Source organism: Oerskovia sp. NPDC060338, from assembly GCF_042726295.1.
In the GTDB taxonomy this organism is placed as follows: domain Bacteria; phylum Actinomycetota; class Actinomycetes; order Actinomycetales; family Cellulomonadaceae; genus Oerskovia; species Oerskovia merdavium.
Genome location: NZ_JBHXCQ010000030.1, coordinates 1 through 2,959, shown reverse-complemented (window position 1 = coordinate 2,959; position 2,959 = coordinate 1). Strand labels below are relative to the sequence as shown.

The 2,959-nt window shown below is 69.0% G+C and carries 2 protein-coding genes; one reads left to right on the top strand and one right to left on the bottom strand.

The window, feature by feature from the left end; genetic code table 11:
• The first annotated feature begins 669 nt into the window (after positions 1–669).
• Positions 670–954 carry a putative quinol monooxygenase gene (locus ACFWGN_RS21390; RefSeq protein ID WP_377619769.1) on the top strand — a complete coding sequence of 95 codons (285 nt, stop codon included), beginning with the start codon at positions 670–672 and terminating at the stop codon, positions 952–954.
• A gap of 621 nt (positions 955–1,575) precedes the next feature.
• On the opposite strand, the gene ACFWGN_RS21385 is transcribed toward ACFWGN_RS21390, so the two are convergent.
• A complete protein-coding gene (locus tag ACFWGN_RS21385) occupies positions 1,576–2,538 on the bottom strand; it encodes a hypothetical protein (protein WP_377619768.1) in 963 nt (320 codons plus the stop codon).
• Positions 2,539–2,959: the final 421 nt, after the last annotated feature.

Genomic DNA, 2,959 nt, shown 5'->3' with positions numbered 1-2,959 from the left:
GGCATTAACTATCAAGCACACTGTTGAGTTCTCAAGCAACCGACACGCACCGACTCCAACCCGTTTCCAGGCCTTCACTCGGGGCAACTTCTTAATCTTATCAGACTCTCCGGGGCTTTCCAACTTCATGATTTCTCGTGAAGTGAGCCTTCCAAGTCGGCCACATTCCCTACTCCTCGAGGACACGAATGTCCTCAGAAGTCTCAAGGAAGTTTGGCTCACCCGGGGGATCCAGCCACTTCGCGGCGGCTCCAAGGAGCTTCGCAGTGGTGTCTGTTCCTCCCTGCCGGGCTGACTCAGAGAACATTACTGGGGGACCTCCCTCTGGTCAAACCCGCTCGGGGTGACCCCGGTCACCGCGTCCTCGTGCCGGGGTCCCGCGCTTCGGGTGCCGGCATGGGCCGGCCACCGAGCCGGCCGCCGGGCTGACGAGAGGTCTCAAGGTGCTGCGGTCCCCCGCGGCCCGCAGCACGAGTCCATGAGTGCCGACCTGTGGACGTCTCGTCGTCGACTGGCGGCACCGGGGCGCCGGCGCGCTGTGGTTGCGAGTACGGTCGACCGGGCGGGCGTCCCGGGCGGCCGCCGTGCATCCGTGGGCGGACCGCGGGACACCACGCAGGACGAGGTCGTCCGCCCGCACGCCACCCCCTTCCCCCTCGAGGAGACTCCTTGATCCGCGTACACGTCCCCTGCACGGTGCAGGAGGCCGATCTTCCTCGAGCACTTGCGGTCTATGAGGAGCTGGTCGCCGCCACCCGGCGCGAGCCAGGCTGTCTCTCGTACGAGCTCCTGCAGCGGGAGGACCACCCGACCTCGCTGCTCCTCACCGAGGAGTGGGAGTCCCGCGATCACCTGAGGGCTCACACGCAGACCGAGCACTTCATCCGCCTCGTGGCGGAGCTGGAGTCGCTCGAGGTGGCCGAGCCCGCGGTGTTCTTCCGGCGCCTGCTCTAGCTCGAGAGCGCTGTTCACACCCGTCGGTTCGGCGCTCCAGCATGGGCGAGCGTGCTTCGCCCGTCCGATCGAGACGTATGGCCTGAGACACGACGGGTCCGACGGTGCCGCGGACCGCAGACTCGTACGAGACGAACCCGGGGGCCAGGGTGTGCCTGCACAGTCGACGGCTGGTGGCACGGCAAGCCGTGCCCGGGACGATCGGCACGTGATGACAGTCGGTCTCACTCAGAGAGTCAGTGACAACCTCGAGGAGCTGAGATCGTGTTGGTTGATCGAGCGTTGGCCGAGGTCGCAGACCACCTGCCACGGATCGCTGCTTCGTCCTGAGTCGGGCCGTGCTCGACGACGCACGCAGCCAGGTGATGATCGCGGCGAGCCCAGATGCCGGCCTCAGCGAATCTGTTGTGCCGCTTCCATACCGTCTGCCACGGCCCGAAGCAGGTCGCGGGAGCGTCGCTGCGGTCTTCCGCCCTTCGCTGCTTCCACGAGCTCGAGCAATCGCACGGAATGGACGAGGAATCAGACGACACCGCTCGCGACCACCGCTCCGGTCTATGCCCCGCCGCCGCGCTCGACCGGCGCACCAGCGAGTGGGCGACGCGGCCCGGTGAGGAACGATCAGCTCCCGGAGAGGTCGAGCGCGGCATCCCAGTAAGCGCGGCGCACAGCCTCGGGCACGTCCGCGAGAGTGTCGGCGACCGCCGTGACGTCCTCGGCCGTCGCGGCGCGCCCGGCGTCGACGGTGACCCAGTAGCCCTTGCGGTACGTGCCGAACGTCAGCCCGTCGGGACTGGCCCAGCCTCCGTCGACGATGCGGCAGCGGTCGGCAAAGTCCGCATACGTCTGGGCCGCTTCCCAGCTCTCCCCGCCGGTCAGCAGCCAGCACGCGAAGCCGTCGGGGTCCTCCTCACCAGGGTCGCCCCACGCTGACATCGTGATCGTGAGCTCCCGCCCGTCCCGGTCGACGCCCACCTCGGCGATCTCCGCAGTGAGCTTGCGCAGGTCGACCCCGGCGCCGGCCAAGGTCGTCGTCGCACCTGGGAGCACGTTGTCGTACATCTCTTCACGCACCGCAGCGTCGCTCGCGCGGACCGCAGCGGACTTCTGAGCGGCTTCCGACACGGCGTGCCAGGCGTACAGCGCGGCGACGAGCACGACCGTGAGTCCGCCGACGAGCTTCGCCCACCGCGGGAGTGCGAACGTCGAGATCCCCGCGATGAAGGCGCCGATCACGACCGGAGCGGGGACGCCATGGTGTGGGGCGAGGGGGAGCTCCCCCTGCGCCGCGAGCGACGCTCCGATCGCGACAGGGAGGAGCAGAGTGAGCACGACGGCCAGTCCGATCCGGCGCCGTCCTGTGGCTGACCGCAAGATCGCCGCGTTGGCGAAGGCGATGCCGACGAGCAGCAGAAGTCCAAAAGGAAGCATGACCGCTGGGGCGAACAGGGCGCCGACAAGCACGCCCTGGCCCACCACGGCACCGAAGGCGGCGAGGATCCCACAGCCCAGTGGGGCAGCGAAGTGAGCGAGACGGTCCGGCGGGGTCCGGGCGTCCGAGGAGACGGACCGTAGCGCGCTCATCCGCCGATGCTAGCGCTCCGCCGATCAGGACCAGGGCCAACGCACTGGCAAGGCACCCCGCTGCGGTCCGTCCCGAGCTCCGTCGCTCGCGAGCGTCCCAGGCCCACGCCCGGGGCCGGGGCCGGCACAGCTCGGGCTGACCACGGCGCGGTCGAGGGCGCCGGCGCATCCCGTCGCATCAACCTGCGTTCAGGACGTCGGTCGAGCCGACGGGATGCCGGGGCATGGAGATGCCCCGGGCACGGGGTGCTCCGGGGCTGGGTTCTGGTGGGCCGGCCGTGTGGTGGTGGTGTGGTGCTGGCCTGGCGGGCCGGTTGTTTGGGGGTATGCCAAAGGCCCACCCCGTGTGGGGTGGGCCTTTGGTGAATGGTTGTCCGGCGGCGACCTACTCTCCCACCCCGTCTCCAGGGCAGTACCATCG